A 22,975-nucleotide genomic window follows, 5' to 3' on the forward strand; every position below is an offset into this window, starting at 1 on the left:
CCAAAGATCACATCCTGTATCGATGAAACGATGTGTTTGTAATATGGGCTAAAGTAGAATGATGGGCCTTAGAAAGCGAAGTGGACTTAGCTAGTTTTTAAGCTCTTTTTTGATCAAGACCTCTAGATAGGCGATGGTATTGATCAGGTATTTTTTGTCACCCGTCATAGTGGCCATAGCAACGGCACCTTGTATCATAGTGAAAAGTTGCTTGGCGAATTGAAGCGGGGGTACCGGAAGTTTGATTTCGTTATTCTTGACCCCGTTCTCGAAAACCAAGGCAATTTTACCTTCCAATTCCTTAATGGCCTCTTTGTTCGCTGCGGCCAGTAGCCTATTGTTGTATTGGGCGTCTACACCAGTATTCAGTATTGGGCATCCTCCCATGCTCAAGGTAAACGAATCGTAATTTCTGTAGAAATCCGTTAGTTTGAATATTTTGTCCAAAGCCTTGCTTTCGGAAGCCAATACTTCGTCTATTTTAGAGAGTAGCAAGTTGCTGTTGTATTGGAAAGCGGAAAGGGCTAAAGCTTCTTTGTTTTCAAAATTACCATATATGGCGCCCTTGGTTAATCCGGTAGCTTCCGTGAGGTCGCTCATGCTTGTGCCAATATAACCATGTTTGTTAAATACGGAGGCAACGGTCTTAATGATAAAGGCGGTGGTTCTTTCTGCTTTGGTCGACATGGTAGTTCTGTTTTATACGAAGATAAAAAAATTATATACTGCATGGTATATACCTTAAAAAAAAAGCATCCCTTTTACAGGATGCTTTCTTTAGTGTAATATGTATTGAAAAATCGGTAAAATTATTTCACCAATTCGTCTTGATTTCTAAAAACCAGTGCATCGTTAAATGAATCGATAAGCACGATACTGTCAGCTTTTATGGTGCCGCTCAATAGTTCTTTGGAAAGGTTGTTCAGCACTTCCCGCTGTATTACCCTTTTGATCGGACGGGCCCCGTACTGTGGGTCGTAGCCCTTATTGGCCAAGTAATTGATAGCCTCTTCCGTAGCATCGATGGTAATGTGTTGCTTCGCAATGGTTTTCTTCAAACTGTTCAACTGTAGTCTAACAATTTTGGAAATATCCTCGCGGCTAAGCGGTGAAAACATGATGATGTCATCGATACGGTTAAGGAACTCTGGGCGTATGGTTTTACGTAAGAGTCCTAGTACCTCCACACGCGCGGCTTCCGCTGCACTGAAGGGGTCTTTATTGTTCTCGTATTTTTCCTGAATAATACTGCTGCCCATATTACTGGTCATAATGATGATCGTATTCTTGAAATCGGCAACACGACCTTTGTTGTCCGTAAGCCTTCCTTCATCCAACACTTGTAATAAAATATTGAAGGTGTCGGGATGGGCCTTTTCTATTTCGTCGAGTAATACCACGGAATACGGTCTTCTACGAACGGCTTCCGTAAGCTGGCCCCCTTCATCGTATCCAACATATCCTGGAGGTGCTCCCACCAATCTACTTACCGAGTGACGTTCTTGATATTCGCTCATATCGATACGGGTCATGGCACTTTCATCATCAAAAAGGTAGGAAGCCAGGGTTTTGGCCAACTCGGTCTTACCGACCCCTGTTGTACCAAGGAACAAGAACGAACCGATAGGCTTGTTGGCGTCTTGTAATCCGGCGCGACTTCTTCTTATGGCGTCGGATACGGCCACAATGGCTTCTTCTTGGCCAACTACTCTTTTGTGCAGTACATCTTCCAGTTTCAAGAGTTTTTCGCGTTCACTCTGTAGCATTTTGGTAACGGGTATACCGGTCCATTTGGCCACGACTTCGGCGATGTCTTCGTTTGTCACCTCTTCTTTGATCATGGTGTCGCCCAGTTGTTGCTCATCGAGCGCTTTTTGGAGTTCTTCCAGTTTTTCTTGGGCTTCTTTGATTTTTCCGTACCTGAGTTCGGCTACTTTGCCGTAATCCCCGTTTCGCTCGGCGCGCTCGGCCTCATTTTTGAATTCCTCTATGTCTTGTTTCGTTTTTTGGATTTCGTCAACGACCGATTTTTCACTTTCCCACTTGGCAAAGAGTTCGTTTCGGTCTTCCTTGAGATTCGCCAAATCAACGTTCAATAATTTGAGTTTTGCCTTGTCGTTTTCTCTTTTGATGGCTTCGATCTCAATTTCCAGTTGCATGATCTTACGGTCAAGGACATCTAGTTCTTCCGGTTTGGAGTTGATTTCCATCCGTAATTTAGAGGCGGCCTCGTCCATGAGGTCGATCGCTTTATCGGGAAGGAAGCGATTGGTAATATAGCGTTGCGAAAGCTCGACCGCGGCAATGACCGCTTCATCTTTGATACGGACCTTATGGTGGGCCTCGTATTTTTCCTTAATACCACGAAGAATGGAAATGGCACTCTCGGTATCGGGCTCGTTTACCACTACTTTTTGAAAACGTCTTTCAAGGGCCTTGTCTTTCTCGAAATATTTTTGGTATTCGTCAAGGGTTGTGGCTCCTATGGCTCGGAGTTCCCCACGGGCCAATGCCGGTTTTAAAATGTTGGCGGCATCCATGGCCCCCTGTCCGCCACCGGCTCCTACCAAGGTGTGTATCTCGTCAATGAACAGTACGATATCGCCATCTGAGGAAGTTACTTCTTTGATGACCGATTTTAAACGTTCCTCAAACTCACCTTTGTATTTGGCCCCTGCAATAAGGGCTCCCATATCTAGGGAATAGATGATTTTGTCCTTTAAATTTTCAGGAACATCGCCTTGAACGATCCTATGGGCCAAGCCTTCTGCGATGGCAGTTTTACCGGTACCCGGTTCGCCTACCAAAATAGGGTTGTTCTTCGTTCTTCTCGATAAGATTTGGAGTATACGCCGAATCTCTTCGTCACGTCCTATTACCGGGTCTAATTTACCGCTATCGGCCAATTCGTTAAGGTTTCGGGCATATTTATCAAGTGAGTTGTAGGTGTCTTCGGCACTTTGTGAGGTTACCTTTCCACCTTTACGCAACTCCTCGATCGCCGCTTTTAAGTCTTTTTCGGTGGCTCCTTGGTCTTTTAATATACGCGAAATTTTACTGCTCGATTTTAAGATGGCCAATAACAGGTGTTCAATGGAAACGAATTCGTCATCCATCTTCTTGGCAATGATACTGGCTTCGTTCAGGGTTTTACCTGCTTCGCGAGACAACATAAGGTCGCCTCCCGAAACTTTTGGAAAACTCTCTAGCTCCTTTGCTAAAATCTGTTGCAGCAAGGCTATGTTGATGTTCAGTTTCTTTAAAATGAAGGGGAGTACATTTTCATCGACTTCCCAAATGGCCTTGAACAAGTGTTCGTTTTCAATTTGTTGGTGGCCCAAACCCTGTGCAATCTGCTGGGCTTGCTGAATGGCCTCCTGTGATTTAGTGGTGTAATTATTAAAGTTCATCTTATATTGTTTTCTGTAGTTATTGTGTATTTTTGAGGTTGATAGGTCAACAATCCTACCAATACCGAGTAGCAGACAAAATGTCTTGTTTTACTCAAAAACACAGGACATTTAGACAGTTGTAAGTTTTTGGTCAATGGTCGGACTTACCATATAAAAATACGAAATGGGTCTCTTTAATTCGATATTTGGAAGTAAAAATGAAGGTGAAAAGAAGGAAGAAAGGAAAATTCCTTGGATTCCCCTCAGTTCGGTGGATCAATTGAGTGAAATCGAGCGGAAATCCTTGACAAGGCCACAGGTGATATTCAAGCATTCTACCACGTGCGGAATTAGTCGCATGGTCTTAAATATGTTTACCAAAAGCTACACATTGGAAGATGGTCAGATGGATTTTTACTTTTTAGACCTGCATCGTTACCGTCAAGTTTCCGATGAAACGGGTTATAAGTTTCAGGTGATGCATCAATCCCCGCAACTCTTGGTAATAAAGAACGGAGCTGTCGTAGCCCATGATTCGCATGGGTCGATCAATGACATCGATTTAGAAAAATACCTTTAAGCCAAGTTCATATCGTGAATTGCCTTAAAGGTATTTTTTAGATAAAGGCTACTATTTTTAGCCTTTCTTTTTGGTTTCGAACGGAGGTAAAAGTTTGGTTCTGACCTCTCCAAAACCGATACGGACCTCGTTGTTAGAGCAATGCCCCCTCATTATAACGGTGTCGTTATCTTGAATGAACTTACGTTCTGAACCGTCGTTAAGCTTTATCGGTTTGGTGCCTTGCCATGATAGTTCGAGCATGGACCCGTATGAATCAGGGGTCGGCCCAGATATGGTTCCGCTGCCCATCATGTCGCCACTGTTCACTTTACATCCATTTATGGTATGGTGGGCCAATTGTTGGGCCATTGTCCAATACATGTACTTAAAGTTCGAGTTGGAAATAGTGGTTTCGCTACCATCTTCCGTGGCGATGCCTACTTCTAAGTTGATGTCATAGCTATATCTTTCTTTTTGCTGTAAATAGGGGAGTGGCTCGGGGTTTTGTTTTGGACTTTCTACGCGAAAGGGTTGAAGCGCGTCTAAGGTAACGATCCACGGCGATATTGATGATGCGAAATTTTTCGATAGAAATGGGCCTAGGGGTACGTATTCCCATTTTTGGATATCACGCGCACTCCAATCGTTAAAGAGAACCATCCCGAAAATATATTCCTCGGCCTCATCTACGGAAACGGGTTCGCCCAATGCGTTGGTGTCCGTGGTAATAAAGGCCATTTCCAGTTCGAAATCTACGAGACGTGAAGGTCCGAAGACAGGGGTTTCTTCCCCTTTGGGGAGGGTTTGGCCCTGTGGCCTTCGAATTGGGGTCCCGCTCGGTACGATGGTCGAGCTTCTTCCGTGGTAACCTACAGGTATATGTAGCCAATTGGGCATTAGGGCATTGTCGGGATCGCGGAACATGGTGCCCACATTGGTGGCGTGCTCCTTGCTTGAATAGAAATCGGTATAATCCCCTACTTGTACAGGTAATTGCATCTCAATCTCGTCCATGGAGAACAAGACTATTTTTTTATGGGCTTCATTGTTCTTTAGGGTTTCATTGTTGATATCGAATATTTCGCTGATGCGGTTTCTTACTAAACGCCATGTTTTCTGGCCATCGGATATAAAATCGTTAAGGGTGTCCTGTAGAAAAATATCGTCGGTCAAGGGGATGTTCTCAAAATATCCGAGTTGGTGTAAAGCGCCTAAATCTATGGCGTGGTCACCTATTCGGGTACCTATGGTAATGATATCGTCTCGCGTTAGAAAGACCCCGAACGGTATGTTCTGAATTGGGAAATCGGAATGTTCGGGCACCGGAAGCCAGGTTTGTCTTGATGGGTCGTTAGCATGTATAGGCATAGCAATTTTGTTAATTTATATTTAATAAATTCTTGATCAAATATATTATTTTATGAGTTTTAACAAGAGTCAATTCGTACTTTTGCATCTCATTTAACAGAAAATTTGCTTATGCAACGCGACAATCGGATTTTTGAACTTATAGCAGAGGAAAAAGAACGCCAAATAAATGGTATTGAGTTGATAGCCTCTGAGAATTTTACCAGCCCTCAAGTTATGGAGGCCGCTGGATCTGTGCTTACCAATAAATACGCCGAGGGCTACCCCGGAAAGCGCTATTATGGTGGGTGTGAAGTAGTTGATCAAATAGAGCAACTTGCTATCGACAGGGCCAAAGAATTATTTGGGGCCGCGTATGCAAATGTTCAGCCCCATTCGGGTTCACAGGCCAACGCATCGGTTTACCATGCTTGCTTGAAGCCAGGTGACACGATCTTAGGCTTTGATCTATCCCACGGTGGGCACTTGACCCATGGTTCTCCGGTGAATTTTTCAGGAAGATTGTACAATCCTGTATTTTACGGGGTCGATAAGGAAACCGGCACCCTTGATTACGATGTTATTCAGGAAATAGCAACAAGGGAAAAACCAAAAATGATAATTGCAGGGGCTTCCGCCTATTCCCGTGATATGGATTTTAAAAGATTTAGGGAAATAGCCGACAGTGTAGGTGCTTTATTATTGGCCGATATTTCCCATCCTGCGGGTCTTATTGCCAAGGGGATATTGAGTGACCCTATTCCGCACTGTCATATCGTTACGACAACGACCCACAAAACCTTGAGAGGGCCAAGAGGGGGGCTTATTTTAATGGGAGAGGATTTTGATAACCCTTTCGGTATTACATTGAAGAACGGTAGTCTTAGAAAAATGTCAGCTCTTTTGGATTTGGCGGTTTTTCCAGGAAATCAAGGTGGTCCCTTGGAACACATTATCGCTGCTAAGGCCATTGCTTTTGGCGAGGCGCTTTCAGATGAGTTTTTACAGTATATGATTCAAGTAAAGAAAAACGCTGCTGCCATGGCCGCCGCTTTCGTTGCTAAAGGTTACAATATTATTTCGGGAGGTACCGATAACCACATGATGCTTATCGACCTTAGAAATAAGGATATTACAGGTAAGGATGCTGAAAAAGTATTGGTGAAGGCCGATATTACCGCCAATAAGAACATGGTTCCTTTCGATGATAAATCACCGTTTGTAACATCGGGTATCCGATTTGGTACGGCAGCGATTACAACAAGAGGGTTGAAAGAAGCCGATATGGCTACCATCGTTGATTTGGTCGATGAAGTATTGATGAATGCCGAAGATGATGCTAAAATAGCCGCCGTTAAGAAAAAGGTGAACGCCTTGATGAACGGTAGGGAGCTCTTCAACGCTTAGTTTTTGAAATAAATCAATATAATCCCATCCCCCATCTACTTAATTAAATTAAGTAGTTATGGGGGAATTGATTATTCTGGGGAATGGGTGATTATATATATTATTACTTCGTTTAGACGTGTTTCCGAACTTAGTGGTTCAGCATGAACAGGTCGCCGTTTTCTATAGTAGTGCTTTTTAAGTCATAGATGACCGCATCGTCTTCAGATTCAAAATAAAGTCCCCAATACTTGAAATAGTCTTTCTTTGTATTGTTGTCCGTTTCAATATTCGTAATTAGAATATCGTTCTCTTCATGGTGTTTTTCTTCGAAAACGGGAACGTAGATTTCGTATGGTATTTCGGTTAGCCCTTTGCTGAAGTGAACGTAATGTTTGCAAATGGCCGCTATAACATCGTTTAATTGTTCGGGGATGCTATTGTCGTAAATTTTGTTTATCACTATGGCCGTGTCATTCAAGAAAAAAGTAAATTCTTCAATGTCTACCTGTGTGCCGCTTTTGGTGATAAGGTCATTTATCAATTTGATAAACGAGGTCTTACTTGGTTTGAAACTCCCCCATGTGCCCTTATTGAAATGAAATAACATTTCGGCTAGGGAGATATTGCAATTGAGTTCTATGGCCAAATTGGTCCTAAGACTTCTGTCGGTACAGTTAAGAATTGTAGTCTCGGCAAAGAAGAGTTTCTCCAAGCTATTTGCAAAAGATTCCATCCCCTCAATTCGTGAATTGGGAGTGTAACCGTTGGAATGGTCGTTCCTAAAACTATCTAAATATAGTGGCATATGCGCGGGGTTCTTCTAACTTCTAAAACAAAGATAGTTTTCAGCGAAGATTGGCATATAAAGAAAAACCCCATAAAAACTGGGGGATTTTTCAAAATCATTATGGTTAGATATTGCAATCGGATTATTCCTACGGAACGGAGTCAATGTTTTTGGGAAATGTCATTAAATGAACCCGCGTTTTCGTGCTTCTTCAATAAGGGCGAAGTCATTACCGTTTTCAACGTTGAAGATGATTTTCAACTGTCTTTTTCTGTTTTCAACGGTGGTACTTGACGCGGCAACCAGTGAAGAGATGTCCTTGGTCTTCGTGCCGATCGACAATTGGTACAATATTTTTTTGTCACGCTCGTCAATTTGATCCTCGTTGGCCATTTTTCGACGTATGGCTTGCAGGGCGGCAGCGGTGTAATAAGGCGGTTTTTCTATAACCGTTTTGACCATGTCTTGCAAGGTTTTTTCGTCCACTTCCGATTTTACCATATAGCCGTCGGGGTTGACTGTCTTTAAAACATTGTTGATGTGATAACTATCGCTAAAAGAGGAAAGGAATACCACTTTAGAGGTCGGGGATATCTTTTTGGCAAGGAGGCCTAAATCGATACCGCCCCGTTCTTCCTTGGCGCTCTCAGGGAACATTTGAATATCCAATAAGATAATGTCGTAGGGCATGCGCGAGGCGGAACTTTCTATTTCGGCTTTGCCCTCTTCGTAACTGGGGGCAATGTTCACAACAACATTATAGGCGTCAAATTCACAGCCTTCAATGGTGTATTTGTAACCTAAGGCAATCATTTCATGGTCATCTACGGCAAGTACTCTAATTAAATCACTCATGGTATTTTCTGGGCCAATTCTAATTTAAAGCGATGGGGTTGTTGTTTTTTCCTGTGGTTTGCTTTTAGGGCTGTTCGGTAAAGGTACTTCTAGAAGTACCGTAGTACCTTTGCCCGGGGCGCTTTTGATGTGATATCTTCCTTTAATCTTTTCTATTCTCGATGCAATATTTCGTAGGCCGATTCCCTTTTTTCTCGAGTTGGCTTTAAAACCTTTTCCGTCATCCTCGATACTCACTTTGAATCCGTCATCCGTTCTACTAAGTTCTACAATTACATTTTTACATTGGGCATGTTTAACAGAATTTTGTAAACTTTCTTGAATCATTCGGTAAACGTTGATTTTTATATTGCCCGCAAGACTGTCCCAGTCAAAGGATTCGTTGTAGATAAACTTGTATTCGAATTCCCCTGTCTTTTGAACGGTTTTCAACAAGTCTTGTAGTGAATGAATGAAATTGGGGATGTTCAGGTAGGCCGCGTGATTAAGTTCGTGGGATATGGCGCGAATCTCTTTCTCTACGTCTTGGAGGGCGTCAATGGCTCTTTTTCGCTCCTTGGCGGCATGTTCGTCGTTCTTTTTGTTGAGTCCGGTGAGTACCATTCGAGCTCCTAGCATTTTACCTAAAACGCCATCGTGGAGTTCTTCGGAAATACGTTTTTGTTCAATTTTCTTACCCTCTTCCAGTTTTTGTTTTTGGGCAAGCATTAAATTGAAAATTTCTTGGTTAGCGGCTTGTTGTTCTTGTTGGAACCTTAATTTTTGGTTTTTTACCCTTTGGACCAAAATGATATATGACATAAGTCCTAGTAAAAGAATGGAAACGGCAACCCCTGTCCATAGCTGTTTTTGACGGGCAAGCAATTGATTTTCGGCAATAAATTCGTCGGTTTCAAAGCGTATACGGGCAAATTTATTTCGGGCAAGGCGCTCTACCTGTTGTAGGCTATCGTTCAATGAAATGTACTTTTGGTTGTAGTAGCTTGCTTTTTGAGGTTCTAATTTGGCCAGTAATTGCAGGCTTTTTAAGAATCGATCATTGCTGTGGGCAATCTGGGAGTAGCCAAGGGCCTTTTTGGCTTGTGATACCGCCTTGACCGTATCTTTAAGTTTGAGATAGTATTCTGCGAAATAGTAATGACTGCGTGAGATATCTTGAATGGCCCCCATACTGTCTTGAAGGTGAATGACCGTTTCGAAATCTTTTAAGACCTTGCTGTCGGGGTCGGTCTTAAATTTGCAATAGGCCAAATTATTGAGGGCTATGGCATATAGGGTAGGCCTATCGTTAAGGAGGGTTGGACTTTTTAAAACTTCTTGAAAAAACGGAATCGCTTTTTTGTAATTCCCCTGTTCAAGATAGACTACGCCGATATTGTTTTTGACGCTAAGATCGTAGTTGTTGCTCCCTTCTATTAGCTTTTGGTAGGCAAAGGCCGTATTGTAGTAGTCTATGGCCCTGTCGTAATCTTTAAGTTCTTTGGTAACGGAACCCAAGTTGTTGTAGCAGTTGTAAAGCCTTTTGTATTTTTTCATCGGCTTTAAGATCTCAATGGCTTTTATCGTGTTGATCTCACTACCGGTGTAATCTTTGATATCGGCTTGGGTAACCGCCATGTTGTAGAGCATTCGTGCCGATTCGTAATCCATGTGAAGCGCATCGTAAAGTTTTTGGGCTTCCAGAAAATGGTGGTATGCATTGTCGGCTTTGGATTTTTTTCTATAGAAATGGGCCAGGTCCCAATTTGCTTCGGCAAGCTTGAGGCTGTCGTTCAGTGCTTTGGCCAATTCAAGGGTCTGTCGGTTGGTTTTGATAAAGTTGGTTGAATCGAGAAGATTTAAATAGCGAAGTGATATTCTTGAATAGAGGTTGACCTTTAGGGAATCGTTCTTTATCCTTGAAGCTCTTTTTTCAGCTTTGGCGAGAAATTTTTTTTGTTCTGTTTGGGAAAATTCTGAATTTGTAGCGCTATCGATCAGTGCTCCAATTGAATCGGCCTGTACGAAAATTTCCATATTGTTGGTGGAACTGTCACTCTCGTTACAACCAAGGAACCAGAAGGCCAATAGGCTGACAGCTATGGACTTAATGTATTTAGGCGGACTATGTTTGATAGACAGCATGCGAATGGTAAATTCAGGTTAAAAAAAAAGCCTTAAAACTTAATTTAAGGCTAATATAATCTATTCTGATTTTATACTAAGAACCACGTCCGTCAGTCTCAACGTCGTCACCATCTGTAGATGCATCTATATGCAAGTCATAAAGGGCGTCGCTTTCATCAACTTTTGTTTCTGATTCACATGAAGTGAATAATCCAACGCTCATTACTAATAAGGCGAAAATACTTGCTACTTTTTTCATAATAAATCTAGTTTTAGGGGGTTATCTTTTTTCTATACAGCTAAACTAGTGTGGTTTATGGTTGAAATGATTGGGTTTTGAATTGTTGTAGTCAATGAAGGGGTTCTGCGAGTAAACAAAGCTGTTTTAAGAGGATTTGATCAATTAAGTGCAGAAATGGTGTTTTTTGACAACAATTTCTTCAAGATATCTATGTTTTCACGGTAAGATTTTGAGAACGGCAGCTGTTTTTTGTTATGTTTTAATGTACAATAAGATTTACCGTAGCTGATACGTGAAATAAAATTGGTATTAACTATAAAACTCTGATGGATACGGACAAAGTTCTTAGGAAGCTGATTTTCAAAGGTCTTTAACGTTTTGTAAGCGTTGTTTATTGTTCCATCCTTCATGACGAACTCCGTGGAGTTGTTGTCGGCCTGTAAGTAAAGAATGTCGTCTGTATTGATATATTGAAAATCGCGATAAGACTTAAGACAGAGTGTTTGGGGCTCCGTCTTGGCCGGCATCAGCTTCTTAAGGCGTAATAAGGATTTTCTAATGTCAAATTCGTTATAGGGAAGTATCCAGTAATCGAAGAAGCCGTTTTTAATGGCGTCGTAAGCGTGTTCCTTGCTTTTTGAGATACCTATAATAAGGGGAAGTTGATTCATGTACTGATGAAGTTCCATAACCATATGAAACGATTCAGAAGCAGTATCATTCAAATTGATGAAAACTATGTCGGGAGAGTATTTTAAAATTACGTTTGTACCCTCTACACTATTTTGCGCCAAGGCCGCACAGGTGAAATCACCATAGTCCTCCAAATAATGCTGTAGTTGCAAATTTGAAGTGGCATCGGAATCTATTATGGCGTAAGTATAATCCAAGACACGTAATTTTAGTGCAAATTACTCATGGTAGGCGACATGGGGCTAAAGATATTCCCCATAATAACTGGGGTTTTTATTCCTAAATACTTGGTATTGAATATATTTGAAGGAAAAAACCTTCATATTGTAGGTTGTTTTTGGTTAATTGTTTTAGGGGTGTTTTTTAATTGTTGATAACCAGTGCATTGTTTCTTTTGTTGTGGCCGAAATATGGACTTTCTTATATGGGGACCTGCTTTCCTTCTGCCTTAATGATAGGCTTGCCAACCGCTATCAATAATAGATAGTTCGGCTTATTGCCCCGTGTATTCGTAAGCGCCAATATCGGGAGTGGCCGTGCGGTCGACCCCTAAAATATCGGTAGGTGTTGAGAGGGCCGCTGTTTTGTCGCCTTTATCCAATGCAGGAGCGTTAGGGCCTAGTTGAAAATCGTTGATTCCCGCATTTTCAAAAAGTACAGCTTGGATCCATGTCGTATTTTGGTATGTATCTGCATCGTTTAAGTCGTAAAGCTCCTTGTTTTGGGTAGGAATCTTGTCTTCATCACCATTAATAAGGCAGTTGTTGAAGTAATAATTATAGGTATATGAGTCATTTTTATCGAGAGAGAGCTCAAAATTCCCGCTGCCCGCTATGATGCAATTTTCAAAATCCGCCTTTAAAAGATCGTTTCCCGTGGTATTCCCTTTCGCATCAAGTTGGTAATTGCTGACGGTCAAGGTGGCGCTGTTTCTGAATCCCTTCGTCCAATAATTTGCAATGGTGGTATGTGTAAATGTATAGCTTCCCCCTGAACTGCAATAGAGGGAACTGTTTCCGGCACTACCCAAAACCAGGTTTTTGCCATTTATAGTGGCGGACTTTCCCCAGAGATTCACCTGTAGGCTGTTATAGATTTGGGTGTTCTGTATATCTAGGGTGGGGGGTGAGGGGAGCGATGGTTCTCCTTCCACAAAAATACCTACGCTCGCATTTTTAAGGGTAAGGTGGTTTATGGTATTGTTGCTACTGCCCCTGGCGATTCGTATGCCCGACCATTGTCCACTTACATTTGAATATTCAGGTTCTAGGCGGTCACCTTCAAAAATTACTTCATTTTCCAGGTTTTCTAGATCGGAACTAAGGGAGCCATTAATAGCCAATGAAGCTTCTGCGGGTATAAGTAAGCCTGAATTCTGATGGAAGTGTACTCTTGCACCGGCATCGATACTAAGTTGTTGGCCTTTCGGAACGGCGGCAAAGCCGTAGATGACATAAGGCTTTTCGTTGGTAAAGTTTAATTGGTCGTTTTGAAGTTCAAAACCAGGGGCACGTATTTCCGTCCCTTCCGCATCATAACCGATGGGAACGGTTTCGCTACTTCCGTCGGAAAGGCTACGGGGAAATAGGAAAACGGCATCTTGAACGAGGGTGATCAAGGGAATTTTTTGGGTCTGGTCGTCTTTTCCGAATTGAAGTATATCGGTATACAGCAGTTGATCGGTATTGTTTTCCTCGATTTTGGCGGTGGTTTCGATAAACACATAGAGGCTGTCTTTGGCCAGAAGGGGGATATTGGTAAAGGTCTTTCCGGCCACACCATCGACATTGAGCCTGTAGAAACTGGCTTCGCCTTGTTCCAGTCCGATAAACGGAATGGAGATATCTTCCTTACCGCGGTTGTATACCTTTAAGCTATAAGTACTGCTTCCCAAATTGGCAAAAACGGTGTCGAGAAATACGGTATCCTTTGAAAACTCAAGATTACCCGTGCTGCTGGCGTACTCAAAATCTTTCCGGCACGAGGCGAAAGAAACAAAGAGGATCAGCAATGCTATGATAATCGAATGTCTTCCCATGGTTATAAGGTAATACATTTGGAGCGGTACAAAAAGAAGCCGTCAGAATCCGAAATCGATGATTTTAGTTTGATTCAGGCGAAAAGACTTCTTTTATTTCCTTTGATATCCGTGCCGGTTTTAGGGTGTCGGCATTTAAAAGGCACCATTCGGTACTTGACTTTAATAACAGCTCCCCGGTTTTCTTATTGTGCATTTCTACGATTCGAACGGAAACGGCCCCCCTACTTTTTTGGATGTAGGTTTCCATTTCAATGACATCGCCCAATACTGCGGCATTCTTATAGGTGATATGGTGCGTCATGACCACCCAGATGATTCCCCTTCGCATTTCCTCGGGCGCTACGGTCATCCAGTGCTCTTTGGAGATATCTTGCATCCACTGTACGTAGCGTACGTTGTTGACGTGATTGAGCTCGTCAAGGTCGTCTTTTTGTACGGTTATGGTTTTTCGATAACGCTGCATTTATTTCTTTTGGATTTTCACCTCGAACATCTTGTCCCATTCTTTTCCGGTAACAAAAAATGTTTCTCTTTCCGGGTGATAGGCGATACCGTTAAGCACATTGTCGGTGTCGCTCCAAGTGGAATGGTGGCTTACCTTGCTGCTTAGTCCCCCAAAATTGATAACTCCCTCGATGGCCCCACTGGTGGCGTCGATGATCATTACACTGGGTTTTTGGTATACATTGGCGTAAATTTTACCATCTACATACTCCAGTTCATTGGCACTGTCGTTTATAGATTTGTTGGTAACGGTTTCAATATGTCCTTCTTCGGCAAGGGTCTGTGGGTTCAAGAACCAAATTTTTTCGGTTCCATCGCTTTTATATAGTTTTTTACCGTCGTTCGTTAATCCCCAACCTTCCTTGCTTTGTCCGAATTGAAAGTTGTCGAGTTTGTCAAAAGTTTTTAGGTCATAAATAAAGCCCACACCGCTGCGCCAAGTGAGCATGTAGATTTTATCGTTTAGGATGGTAATGCCCTCGCCGAAGTAAGTTTGGTCTAGGTCTACTTGTTGCAAGACTTCGCCTGTCTTAAAGTCTACCTTGCGTAATGAAGACCTTCCTTTTTTACCGGTACTTTCATAAAGGGTGTCGTTGTGAAATTCAAGTCCTTGGGTGTATGCCTTGTTGTCGTGGGGGTATTCGGCAATAATTTCATAGGTGTATATTTCGGGCGACTTGGCGGCCAAAAGTTTAAAATTTTTGGTAATCTCAACAGAGGTCTCCTCATAGGAGATAACCGCTTTTAAGGTCTTGTCGCCCAAATGGGGCATGGTCAGGGCGATCTTGCCGTCGTTTAAGGGCAATTCTTTGCCGTCTATGGAATAGCTTACCTTATCTATTGTTTTGTTTTTTTTGTTATTAATGGCAACGGTTATCCGTTGGTTTTGTTGAAAGCTTTTGCTGTTTCCGTCAAGCTGTATTTCAAAAAGTGAAGCAGGGGATTTTTCGCCTCCGCAGGCCATAAAAAGCATTAAAAACAGGCAAAGGGGGAAAAACTTTAGACTCGTCATGGTGTATTTAATTAGATTGTGTTCCTGTATATGTATGAAATTCAGGGAACAAAAATAGCGAACTCAGAACAAAATGTAGAAATAAAAATTAGAATGTAAAACGATTGCGAAAGAAACAAAAGGTTGTATATTTGCAGTCGGCAAGTCCTACACGACCAGCTCCTGTAGAATCCCCCAGGGTGGGAACGCAGCAAGGGTATACGGTCGTAGCGGTGCGATGTAGGTAGCTTGCCGTTTTTTTATGCCCTAAACTCAAGGTAGAATTAGCGCATTTGGCAGTTATGCCCTCAGGTTCTTTCCAAAGATTTAGTTTCCTTCACACTATTATTATTTGTTATTTTGCACCGATTATGGAGCAAAAAGTAGTATTGATAACAGGAGGTTCTTCCGGTATAGGAAAGTCTATAGGGGTATACCTCAAATCAAAAGGGTTCAAAGTTTACGGAACCACAAGAAATTTAGCCAAGCATAGAGATTTTGAAGTTTTTGACCTGCTCGAACTTGATGTTTCCGATCAAGGAAGTATCGTAGCAGCGGTAGACTATGTCATCTCAAAGGAAAATAGGCTTGACGTATTGGTGAACAATGCCGGGGTAGGAATTACGGGGCCTCTGGAGGAAACCCCTACTGAGGAAGTTCAAAAAGCTTTTGATACCAATGTTTACGGTCCTCTTCGTATGGTGCAGGCCGTATTGCCCCAAATGCGCAAGCAAAAAGGGGGAACGATCATTAATATTACGTCTATAGCCGGTTATATGGGCCTACCTTATAGAGGTGTGTATTCCGCGACCAAGGCGGCACTTTCAATGCTTACGGAAGCCCTACGGATGGAAACCAAGGCCTTTGATATTAAGATTACAACCTTGGCCCCTGGCGATTTTGCCACGAATATTGCGGCAGGCCGTTACCATTCCCCACTTTTAGAAGACTCCCCTTATAAGAAACCATACGGTAATACCCTGAAAATGATGAATGATGATGTGTCTAATGGGGGCGATCCGATAGCTGTGGCCAAGCAGGTCTTTGAAATTGTAGAAAACCCCAAACCTCGGGTACATTATAAAGTAGGGTCGCCACTTCAGAAATTTTCGGTGGTCTTAAAGAGCTTGTTGCCAGATAAAGTGTACGAGAAACTCTTGCTAAACCATTATAAGTTGTAATTTCGTGGCTCGGAAGAAAAGCTTCCGAAAAGTAAAATTTGGATCTAATTTTTTTAACCTAATAAACTCCAGCAGATGAAATTTTTTATAGACACGGCCAATTTGGATCAGATACGGGAAGCACAAGAACTCGGTGTTCTTGACGGTGTAACTACCAATCCGTCGTTAATGGCCAAAGAAGGCATTACAGGAAGAAACAATATATTAAAACACTATGTAGACATCTGCAATATCGTTGATGGGGATGTATCTGCCGAGGTTATAGCCACAACTTTTGACGAGATGGTCAAGGAAGGTGAAGAGTTGGCCGAACTACACGATCAGATCGTTGTAAAAATACCCATGATAAAAGACGGGGTTAAGGCATTAAAATATTTTTCCGATAAAGGTATCAAGACGAACTGTACTTTGGTATTTTCTGCGGGACAGGCTTTGTTGGCCGCTAAAGCGGGAGCAACTTACGTTTCTCCATTTATCGGAAGATTGGACGACATTTCTACCGATGGGCTTAACCTTATAGCGGAAATACGACATATATACGATAACTACGCTTTTGAAACGCAAATTTTGGCGGCTTCTATCCGTCATACCATGCATGTAATCGATTGTGCAAAGGTCGGAGCGGATGTTATGACAAGTGGTTTGTCTTCGATCACAGGTCTTTTAAAGCACCCATTGACCGATAGCGGTCTAGAGAAATTCTTGGCAGACTACAACAAAGGAAACTAAGATCAAGCTCTCGTTTAAAACGAATGAAATAAAAAGAGGAATACCGAACAGGTATTCCTCTTTTTTTATGGGGTGAATGTTGTTTAGAATGAAGTGTAAACGTTCGCGAAGGCATCAACAATGACCTTGTCGTCGGTAATGATACATTTGTTGAGCGGATATACGATCAGCGATTTCGTTAGCTCTTCAAAATCTGACGAGCGGTACTGTTTGGATTGGTCAAGCCCCGAGGTCTCTAAGATGCCTTTCCAATTGCTCTCGTCGGTTTTTATGTTTATACCTACAAATGAGTATTTCGGTTTTTTTGCCGATAGTTGGGCTATTCTTCTTTTGATGCTTTCAAAATGCATTCTGTCGGTCGCCGACCAAAAATAGAAAACGGTTTTCTTGTTTTGGGCCGCAATCTCTTGTAGGGTTACAACTCTTCCGTCGGTACTCGTTACTTCTACGTTCGGTATTTGTTTTTTAGGCTGAATATTCTTGATGCCTTGGTAAAGCGCATCAATTTCATCCATATGCCTGTTGTTCTCGCTCAATTCCCTAAAATTGGAAATGAACTCGTCATTTTTTTCTTCCGAATCATGAACCTTCAAAAGGTAGTCAAAGGCCACGTACCTGAACAGATTGTCCTTGAGTTCTTTCTCCTTTACGAGACTATCGATAATATGGAGCTTGTGCTTGTTAAAGTGCAGCTGATTGCGAACTACATTGTTTTTTATGCTACAGGCGTGTGAGCAGGACATAAAAGATAAGTTGCCCACATGGTTGATCATAAAGTTGTAGTAGGGCCTTAGGTAGGTCAAATCTTTATCGTTGAAGGTAAGTTCCTTTCTGTAGGCGTAGAAGTTGGGAGGGAGGTCTTTAAAAATATTTTCCCCGGTCAATTTCTTGTGCTTGAACGGATACTCCTCTTTATAAGTGTTGTAATTGTAGCTGACACTGGCGTTGGCGATCTTTAGCTCTTTTTCCGAGAACTTGTTCTCGCTTTTTAACTCTGCCAATACATCTAATTTAAGTTGTTTTAGCGAGTCTATTTTCCTTTCGAAATCGGTTGGGGTCAAGCGGTACATTGAACGTACGGCCGGTGCTTCTTCCTCATGGGCAAGGAACACTTCGAGAAGAAAATTGTTCAGGGCTTCGCCGCTTCCGGAAAACACCAAGGATTCGTCAAAATCGGTAGTGTTCAATCGAACCAAAAGGCTATCTCCCTTTTCGAGATATACGTATTGTAGTTCGGGGTCATGATTGAAGTGATAGAGGCCTTCGCTAATAGAGTCTAGGGTAAATGCAAATCTATTGTCCTCGTCCAACTCCGCAGAGTCTATGACGACATCCCCTTTGAGCAAAACAATATAATTGCTCGTCGGATTAACGATTTCACCTGCAAAAAATATACTGGAGGAATTTTTCTCGGCACCACAACTAACTAAAACGAGAAGAAATAGATAGAGTAAATTTCTATTCATATAAGAGAGAACTTGGTGAGTAACACCCAAAATTAAGCAACACTTTGGCAGTTTGCTGTTAATAGCGAGTTAAAAATAAGCGTCTTGCGTTAATGTGAACGATGAAACCAATGCTTTTTAAGTTTATTGGTCTAGGCGATTAAAATTCTGTATTTTTGCACGAATTTTAAAAAGAAATCTATGCTGTCGGTATCAAATTTATCTGTGCAATTCGGAAAAAGAGTCTTGTTCGATGAAGTGAACGTAACCTTTACCCAAGGCAACTGTTATGGGGTGATCGGGGCAAATGGAGCGGGAAAATCTACCTTCCTTAAAATCTTGTCAGGACAGATAGACCCTACCTCGGGTCATGTGCATTTAGAGCCCGGCAAGCGTATGTCGATCTTGGAGCAAAACCACAATGCCTATGATGAGTTTACGGTTTTGGAGTCGGTGGTAATGGGAAACAAGCCACTATTTCGCATTAAGCAGGAAATCGATGCCCTGTACGCAGATTATACCGATGAAAATGCCGACAAGATAGGGGAGTTGCAGGTTCAATTTGAAGAAATGAACGGATGGAACGCCGATAGCGATGCAGCGGCACTTCTGTCGAACTTGGGAATCCCTGAAGAATTACATTATACCTCTATGGCCGATATCGACTCCAAGCTTAAGGTAAGGGTTCTTTTGGCCCAGGCCCTATTCGGAAGCCCCGATGTGTTGATTATGGATGAGCCTACCAACGACCTTGATTATGAAACCATAAACTGGCTCGAGAATTTCTTGGCCGATTATGAGAATACGGTAATCGTTGTTTCTCACGATAGACACTTTTTGGACTCGGTCTGTACCAATATCGCCGATATCGACTTCGGGAAGTTGAACCTGTATTCGGGTAACTATACGTTCTGGTACGAAAGTAGCCAATTGGCAGCGCGCCAAAGGGCACAACAAAATAAGAAGGCGGAAGAAAAAGCCAAGGAACTTCAAGAGTTTATTGCGCGTTTTAGTGCCAACGTTGCAAAAAGTAAGCAGGCCACTTCAAGAAAGAAAATGTTATCTAAACTTAAGGTAGAAGATATCAAGCCTTCAAGTAGAAGATACCCGGCCATTATTTTTGAAAGGGAACGGGAGGCCGGAGACCAAATATTGAACGTAGAGGGGCTTTCCGCTATGTCGGAAGACGGTGATTTGCTTTTTGAGAATGTCAACCTAAATTTGGCAAAGGGGGATAAGGTGGCCATAATTTCTAGGGATTCTAGGGCGACTACCGCATTCTACGAAATTATCAATGGCAACAAGAAGGCGGAAAAAGGTGAGTTCCAATGGGGGGTCACCACTACACAGTCTTATTTACCTGCCGATAACTCAAGTTTCTTTAACGAAAATATAAGCCTAGTAGATTGGTTACGTCAATGGGCCAAGACCGAAGAAGAACGCGAAGAGGTATATATTCGCGGGTTCTTGGGAAAAATGCTTTTCAGTGGCGAAGAAGCCTTAAAGCAATGTACCGTGCTCTCCGGAGGTGAAAAGGTGCGTTGTATGCTTAGCCGAATGATGATGTTAAGGGCCAACGTCCTTATGTTGGATGAGCCTACCAATCACTTGGACTTAGAGAGTATTACCGCATTTAACAATTCATTAAAAAACTTCAAAGGTACCGTTCTGTTTACTACCCATGACCATCATTTTGCACAGACGGTTGCCGATAGAATTATCGAGTTGACTCCAAAAGGCAACATTGACAGATATTTGTCGTTTGATGAATATATGTCCGACAAGGCATTGCGGGAGCAACGTAACAAAATGTACGTTGAAACCGTATAATTTTTGTTAAACCTAATAGTCTAGAACGTAGTAGTGAGCGTTTTTAGGTTCAAGACCCAAACTTGGATCCTAAAGATGCTCGCTACGCTTGGTTGTCACCTTGTCAACTAGAATCGGTCTAGGGTATTTAAAAATTGCAACAGATGAAAACCTACAATTTAATCTATGCCTGTATGGCAATGCTCATCGTTATCGGTTGTTCTAAAACCGATAGTGATTCCCTCGGGGAGGAAGAAAAGGAGGAGGAAAAAAACATCCAATCCGATTACACTTTACTAGTCAATAACAACGGAATGCTAGAGGCAACCTTGCTCAATCTTGAAGACAATGGGTTGGCCTTGAGCGGTAAAGAAAGTAAATTCAGTTCGGTAAGCCAGCCTACTTTAAGTTATGAAAACGACCAGGTGCTTACCATGTATCATAAAAAGAGTGATTGTAGTGGTGAAATCACGGTTTATGATTTTAAGGACGATACCAGTGAAGCGTATGAAGTTTTTACCGACTTAGGCGCTTGTAGCCTTACGGCCAAGGCTGTTTCCCGCAAGGGGAATACCATTTATATAGCTTATGAGTTGCATGTTTCACCTTCTGCTGAAGAAGACGAATTTTATGTTCGGGCTCTTGATGTTTCGGTGGCAACGCCTACATATGTCGATATAACTTTGGATAAAAGGCCTTTGCAATTGGCTTTTGCCCATAACCGTTTGTTTGTACTGACACTAGATGAGGAGGTAACGGATGAGCATGCTATTTCGGTAGTGGATTCAAGTAGCAATACGGAAATATACGATACTTTGGTAGGTTTTGATGTGCGGAGAATGTTTACGGGCCCAGATGATAATATTATTATTGGCTACGATGATCTTCATAGTACCATAAACAGTACCACCTTTGAAATAAAATATACAAATTATGGTTCGGGAAAAGAACCGAATTTTACAGGATCTTCTTCCTTGCACTTCGATAGTAGCGGTAAGATGTATTATAAAATGACACCTACCGATTATAGTGAATTTCCCGTGATTCCTGCGGTTTATGATTTTGAGGAAAACCTTACGGTCATGTATGCCTTCGAAAATTTTATAACAGAGACCCAGCTGAAGTTTGAGTATGAAATCGAAAAGACGACCATGGTTAGCTATGACGAAGAGAACAATGTACTACTTATCGGATACAAAAAGAAGACTGGTGACGACAAGGGGGGCTTGTTGCGTTTGAACCCTGCTCCAAAACCTCAGGTGCTCAATAATATTGATGTTGACGGCATACCTACTACAATCTTTATCAAATAGACGCTTTTGTCAATCCATAAAAAAGAGGCATTTCATTTAATCGAAATGCCCTTTTTTTTGCCATATACTATAGTTTATGGTCAGGCGTTAAAGTATTTACTGTTCCAAATGGCATGGTTAAAGTTTTTTCCAAGGGCAAATCCATAAAAAATTACAATGGCGGCTGAACACTTGAAAATAAAAAAGAAAATAATAAAAAATTGGGCGGTCGAACTATTCTTGGAAAACAATCCGTCCGGCACCAATAAAGCCACCAAATAACTCAAGGTGACCACGAGCAAGGTCAAGTTTATTATATTTTTAAACGGCCACATGGCTATTTTTCGAAGTGGATGTAAATCTTTTCCCCAATGATGTAAAAGATAGTAATAGTCGTTACCGATAGGGGCAAACAGCAAAGGGTCGTCTTTGTCGTCAAGTTTGAAGAGCTTAGACGGGGCTATAATTTTAAAGCCCTTGAGTTCTATATCGTGTGCTTCTTCCAGTTTTTTGATTTTAGCAATGGCTTCAGCGGGAATCTCCCCTTTAAAAAAATCGGAATTCAAAAAACGAAGCCTATAATCGATACATATCTTTTTGATGTCGGATAGATGATAAATTTTATCCGTGTCGAGCAAGTCGATATTAAAGGCATTGTTCGTTTTACTTGTACTTTCAATGCTAAGATTGTTGCTGATCCTTTCTCGGGAAGCAGAGTCTTTTTTAAGGATGTGGTTGAGCGCGTAAGCGTAATCGGTCGTGCCGTTTTGCCGCTTTTCCTTGATCAGCACGCTTTCAATATTGACTCTCTTGTTCAGCATATTTTATGGCAACTCCCTCAAATTTAGAGAATTCGAAGTCTAAAACACGATTTCAATACTTAAGTATTTGTTAATTTTTTGTTAAAAATATATTTAAAAGGGGGTAAAATAGACATGATAATTGTCATAAAGTTGTAACTTGTCGAACAATTTGAACCGTTAATCGACCATTTTAACAACTCCCCAAGTTTTTTTTATGAAATATCCTACGATTCTAGTTTGTCTGTTTTTTACTCTTTGTTTTTCGCTTTCGGCACAAGAAATCACAACCGCTAACAGTCCTTTAGTGGGGGCTTCTGGTGAATCGATTGTCAATTCTACGGCAAACTCAAAAAATCATCAAACCCTTTTGGCGGTTATGAGGGCTACCGATTTAGAGGAGTTGTTGGATCAATCGGGACCTTTTACGGTTTTTGCTCCTTCCGATCGTGCGTTTGAAAATCTATCGGGCAAATCGGTCAAAGACCTTTTGGATCCTAAAAATAAAAAAGAACTTAAGGATTTATTGACTTACCATATTGTAGCCGGTTACATTTCGGCTTCTAAGATATTGAAGGCTATGTGTAGGGGTAAGGGCAAGGCTACCTTTACTACGGTGCAAGGCGATACGATTACGGCAACGATGAAAGGTATAGATATTATCTTGACCGATAGCTTCGGAAACAAGGCGACTATAGTTGTGGCCGACTCCAATCAGAAAAACGGGGTGATACACGAAATCGATAGTGTGATATTACCCGGAAAAATATAAGACTTCCTTCTACTAAAAAAATATTTCTTAAATCTTTCC

Annotated in this window: 20 protein-coding genes and 1 other RNA gene; 8 read left to right on the forward strand and 13 right to left on the reverse strand. The window is 41.8% G+C overall.

Annotation, left to right across the window (positions count from 1 at the left end; genetic code table 11):
• Positions 1–90: 90 nt before the first annotated feature.
• Positions 91–687, reverse strand: coding sequence for a TetR/AcrR family transcriptional regulator (locus B4Q04_RS13685; protein ID WP_013996068.1), 597 nt, complete (start codon positions 685–687; stop codon positions 91–93).
• Between the two features lie 122 nt (positions 688–809).
• On the reverse strand, positions 810–3,410 hold the full coding sequence (gene clpB, locus B4Q04_RS13690) for an ATP-dependent chaperone ClpB (protein WP_013996067.1): 2,601 nt from the start codon (positions 3,408–3,410) through the stop codon (positions 810–812).
• 166 nt (positions 3,411–3,576) lie between these two features.
• Between clpB and ytxJ the strand changes: the two genes are divergently transcribed.
• Entirely contained in the window at positions 3,577–3,972 is a 396-nt protein-coding gene (gene ytxJ, locus B4Q04_RS13695; protein WP_046287654.1) for a bacillithiol system redox-active protein YtxJ, read from the forward strand.
• A 57-nt stretch (positions 3,973–4,029) separates the two neighbouring features.
• Here ytxJ and fahA read toward each other — a convergent pair whose 3' ends face one another.
• On the reverse strand, positions 4,030–5,322 hold the full coding sequence (gene fahA, locus B4Q04_RS13700) for a fumarylacetoacetase (RefSeq protein ID WP_013996065.1): 1,293 nt from the start codon (positions 5,320–5,322) through the stop codon (positions 4,030–4,032).
• A gap of 111 nt (positions 5,323–5,433) precedes the next feature.
• On the opposite strand from fahA, the gene glyA reads away from it, so the two are divergent.
• Positions 5,434–6,708 (forward strand): serine hydroxymethyltransferase, encoded by a 1,275-nt coding sequence (glyA, locus tag B4Q04_RS13705; RefSeq protein WP_088697118.1) that lies wholly within the window; start codon positions 5,434–5,436, stop codon positions 6,706–6,708.
• A 130-nt stretch (positions 6,709–6,838) separates the two neighbouring features.
• On the opposite strand, the gene B4Q04_RS13710 is transcribed toward glyA, so the two are convergent.
• The 8 genes from B4Q04_RS13710 to B4Q04_RS13740 form a co-directional block, all read right to left on the reverse strand.
• Positions 6,839–7,495 carry a hypothetical protein gene (locus B4Q04_RS13710; protein WP_088697119.1) on the reverse strand — a complete coding sequence of 219 codons (657 nt, stop codon included), beginning with the start codon at positions 7,493–7,495 and terminating at the stop codon, positions 6,839–6,841.
• Positions 7,496–7,660: 165 nt separating this feature from the next.
• On the reverse strand, positions 7,661–8,332 hold the full coding sequence (locus B4Q04_RS13715) for a response regulator (RefSeq protein ID WP_013996062.1): 672 nt from the start codon (positions 8,330–8,332) through the stop codon (positions 7,661–7,663).
• A gap of 24 nt (positions 8,333–8,356) precedes the next feature.
• Positions 8,357–10,456 (reverse strand): sensor histidine kinase, encoded by a 2,100-nt coding sequence (locus tag B4Q04_RS13720; RefSeq protein WP_013996061.1) that lies wholly within the window; start codon positions 10,454–10,456, stop codon positions 8,357–8,359.
• 76 nt (positions 10,457–10,532) lie between these two features.
• The gene (locus tag B4Q04_RS22720) at positions 10,533–10,697 is read right to left on the reverse strand and encodes a hypothetical protein (RefSeq protein WP_158499763.1); all 165 of its coding nucleotides are present in this window, start codon (positions 10,695–10,697) and stop codon (positions 10,533–10,535) included.
• 140 nt (positions 10,698–10,837) lie between these two features.
• A complete protein-coding gene (locus tag B4Q04_RS13725; protein WP_088697120.1) occupies positions 10,838–11,569 on the reverse strand; it encodes a LytR/AlgR family response regulator transcription factor in 732 nt (243 codons plus the stop codon).
• Positions 11,570–11,865: 296 nt separating this feature from the next.
• Positions 11,866–13,410, reverse strand: coding sequence for a choice-of-anchor Q domain-containing protein (locus tag B4Q04_RS13730; RefSeq protein WP_088697175.1), 1,545 nt, complete (start codon positions 13,408–13,410; stop codon positions 11,866–11,868).
• Between the two features lie 64 nt (positions 13,411–13,474).
• On the reverse strand, positions 13,475–13,876 hold the full coding sequence (locus B4Q04_RS13735; RefSeq protein ID WP_088697121.1) for an acyl-CoA thioesterase: 402 nt from the start codon (positions 13,874–13,876) through the stop codon (positions 13,475–13,477).
• Positions 13,877–14,929, reverse strand: a complete 1,053-nt coding sequence (locus tag B4Q04_RS13740) for a glutaminyl-peptide cyclotransferase (protein ID WP_088697122.1) — start codon at positions 14,927–14,929, stop codon at positions 13,877–13,879.
• A 138-nt stretch (positions 14,930–15,067) separates the two neighbouring features.
• Here B4Q04_RS13740 and ffs point away from each other — a divergent pair.
• The 3 genes from ffs (at position 15,068) to fsa (ending at position 16,818) form a co-directional block, all read left to right on the forward strand.
• Positions 15,068–15,166, forward strand: an RNA gene (gene ffs, locus B4Q04_RS13745) — signal recognition particle sRNA small type.
• Between the two features lie 113 nt (positions 15,167–15,279).
• Positions 15,280–16,089 (forward strand): SDR family oxidoreductase, encoded by an 810-nt coding sequence (locus B4Q04_RS13750; RefSeq protein WP_013996055.1) that lies wholly within the window; start codon positions 15,280–15,282, stop codon positions 16,087–16,089.
• 75 nt (positions 16,090–16,164) lie between these two features.
• Positions 16,165–16,818, forward strand: coding sequence for a fructose-6-phosphate aldolase (fsa, locus tag B4Q04_RS13755; RefSeq protein ID WP_013996054.1), 654 nt, complete (start codon positions 16,165–16,167; stop codon positions 16,816–16,818).
• An 83-nt stretch (positions 16,819–16,901) separates the two neighbouring features.
• Here fsa and B4Q04_RS13760 read toward each other — a convergent pair whose 3' ends face one another.
• Positions 16,902–18,284, reverse strand: a complete 1,383-nt coding sequence (locus tag B4Q04_RS13760; protein ID WP_013996053.1) for a TlpA family protein disulfide reductase — start codon at positions 18,282–18,284, stop codon at positions 16,902–16,904.
• 180 nt (positions 18,285–18,464) lie between these two features.
• Between B4Q04_RS13760 and B4Q04_RS13765 the strand changes: the two genes are divergently transcribed.
• Positions 18,465–20,093: an ABC-F family ATP-binding cassette domain-containing protein gene (locus B4Q04_RS13765; protein ID WP_013996052.1), complete on the forward strand. Its 1,629-nt coding sequence runs from the start codon at positions 18,465–18,467 to the stop codon at positions 20,091–20,093.
• Positions 20,094–20,236: 143 nt separating this feature from the next.
• Entirely contained in the window at positions 20,237–21,385 is a 1,149-nt protein-coding gene (locus B4Q04_RS13770; RefSeq protein ID WP_088697123.1) for a hypothetical protein, read from the forward strand.
• Between the two features lie 80 nt (positions 21,386–21,465).
• Here the strand turns inward: B4Q04_RS13770 and B4Q04_RS13775 are convergent, their stop codons facing one another.
• The gene (locus B4Q04_RS13775; RefSeq protein ID WP_088697124.1) at positions 21,466–22,185 is read right to left on the reverse strand and encodes a hypothetical protein; all 720 of its coding nucleotides are present in this window, start codon (positions 22,183–22,185) and stop codon (positions 21,466–21,468) included.
• Between the two features lie 196 nt (positions 22,186–22,381).
• Here B4Q04_RS13775 and B4Q04_RS13780 point away from each other — a divergent pair, with 196 nt between their 5' ends.
• Positions 22,382–22,936: a fasciclin domain-containing protein gene (locus B4Q04_RS13780; RefSeq protein WP_013996049.1), complete on the forward strand. Its 555-nt coding sequence runs from the start codon at positions 22,382–22,384 to the stop codon at positions 22,934–22,936.
• Positions 22,937–22,975: the final 39 nt, after the last annotated feature.

This window comes from Zobellia sp. OII3 (genome assembly GCF_002211465.1).
Taxonomy (GTDB): Bacteria; Bacteroidota; Bacteroidia; order Flavobacteriales; family Flavobacteriaceae; genus Zobellia; species Zobellia galactanivorans.